Annotated in this window: 3 protein-coding genes; all 3 read left to right on the forward strand. The window is 64.0% G+C overall.

The window, feature by feature from the left end:
* Positions 1-243 precede the first annotated feature (243 nt).
* The gene (locus EOA29_RS35760; RefSeq protein ID WP_127222346.1) at positions 244-606 is read left to right on the forward strand and encodes a type II toxin-antitoxin system RelE/ParE family toxin; all 363 of its coding nucleotides are present in this window, start codon (positions 244-246) and stop codon (positions 604-606) included.
* Positions 593-916: a DNA-binding transcriptional regulator gene (locus EOA29_RS35765; RefSeq protein ID WP_127222347.1), complete on the forward strand. Its 324-nt coding sequence runs from the start codon at positions 593-595 to the stop codon at positions 914-916. Before EOA29_RS35760 ends, EOA29_RS35765 begins: the two co-directional genes overlap by 14 nt.
* 188 nt (positions 917-1,104) lie before the next feature.
* The coding region (locus EOA29_RS35770) for a DUF1403 family protein (RefSeq protein ID WP_245468721.1) at positions 1,105-1,631 on the forward strand (527 nt) is incomplete at its 3' end.

Below are 1,631 nucleotides of genomic sequence, written 5' to 3' on the forward strand. Positions count from 1 at the left end.
TCCACATGCGCCGGCGGCCGTACGGGCTGCCCCATTTCCATCACCAGATCGACAATGTCGGGAAGATCGTCGGCGGTGGGCTGGTTCATGGGGCGAGGATCGTTGCCTTGAGACTTGCCAGGATTTGGGCTTTGCCGATGTCAGTGTATGGCAACGGGAGCGGAATGTGAATCGGCATTCGAACGCGACATCGAGGTCAGCAATGGCGATTGAAGTCTATAGCACCAGGTGCTATCTAAACCAATGGCACGACGGACATTCAAGACGGCCTGGTTCGCCAAGGCGGCGCGCAAGGCGCGGATCAGCGACGCCGCCCTGTGCAAGGCGATCGTGCAGGTGGCGGTGGGACAAGCGGATGATCTGGGCGGCGGCGTGTTCAAGAAGCGCCTGAACGACAACAGGCACCGCTCGATCATCCTGGCTGGTTTCGACCGGTTCTGGGTCTATGAATATCTGTTCGCCAAGCAGGACAGAGCCAACATCGATGACCATGAACTCGCGCAGTTCCGCACGTTGGCCAAGGCCTATCAAGGTCTGACGGATCGGCAGATCGCCGCATTGCTTGCAGACGGAGACTTCGTGGAGATATGCCATGAGCAAGACTAGACCTTACAAGTCCGACGCCTTCGAGGCGATCCATAGCTCGGCGCGCGCGCTCTACAAGGTCGGGGCGATCGACAAGACGACGATGCGCAGCTTCGACGAGAGCTGCCTGACGGCGCCGGCGGCGATCGGACCCGACGAGATCAAGGCGTTGCGCGAGAAGAACCATGTCAGCCAGCCGGTGTTCGCGCGCTATCTGAACACGTCGGAATCGACCGTGCAGAAGTGGGAGACCGGCGCCAAGCGGCCGAGCGGGATGGCGCTGAAACTCTTGTCTGTGGTCAAGAAGCACGGGCTGGCGGCGCTCGGCTAGGCGGATTTCGGATACGTCCGATAAGGCAAGCTTATCGGACGTAAAACGCTGTCGACAGGGGCGGCGGTTTTGCTCGAAACTGATTGTCAAAAGCGCCGCCATGAATCATGCTGCTGAGAATGATTCTTCGCCCCAGATCGTCCCCTCACCACGCAGTCCAGCCGCTCGGCGCCGCGCCGATCGGGCCCATGGCGACTGTGCCATCTTGGCTGCGCAGGGCAGTCGAGACGGCGCAAACCCTTGAGGATGCTGCGATTGCGGCCGGCGCCGTCCTCGGCGCGCTCGATGCTCTCGTGCGCCGGCAGGAGCGATGGGCCGGCGCCTGGCGGCAACGTCTGGCACTCGGCGCGGCCGCGGCGACGGTGCGCCAGGCGGGTCGCACCGAGGACGAGGCCGCGCTGCGCGTCACCGTGCTGCTCACCCGACCGGGCGATGATGTCGGGCCCGCCGGCCGGACGTTTTTGGCCTGGCGCCGCCAGGCGGCGCGGCCTCCGGAACATCTGCTGACGGAGGCAGGCCTCTCCGCCGTGCACGAGGAACTTGGCCATGCCGGCGACGACGACGCCGTCACCGATCTGGTTGACGAGATCGGCCAGCTGTCTGCGGCAGAGGGGGTTGTCGAGCTGCTGAGCGGTGCTTTCGCGAGCGCCGGGCGCCATGGCTTCGGTCGCTATTTGGGTTCGTGGCTCGCCGACGCCATGCTCGCGCAAAGATT

This window comes from Mesorhizobium sp. M1E.F.Ca.ET.063.01.1.1, assembly GCF_003998155.1.
Classification (GTDB): Bacteria; Pseudomonadota; Alphaproteobacteria; order Rhizobiales; family Rhizobiaceae; genus Mesorhizobium.

Coding starts and splice junctions, on each gene's coding strand:
- EOA29_RS35760 (WP_127222346.1), top strand. CDS start 244: ATGGCACGACGGACATTCAAGACGGCCTGGTTCGCCAAGGCGGCGCGC.
- EOA29_RS35765 (WP_127222347.1), top strand. CDS start 593: ATGAGCAAGACTAGACCTTACAAGTCCGACGCCTTCGAGGCGATCCAT.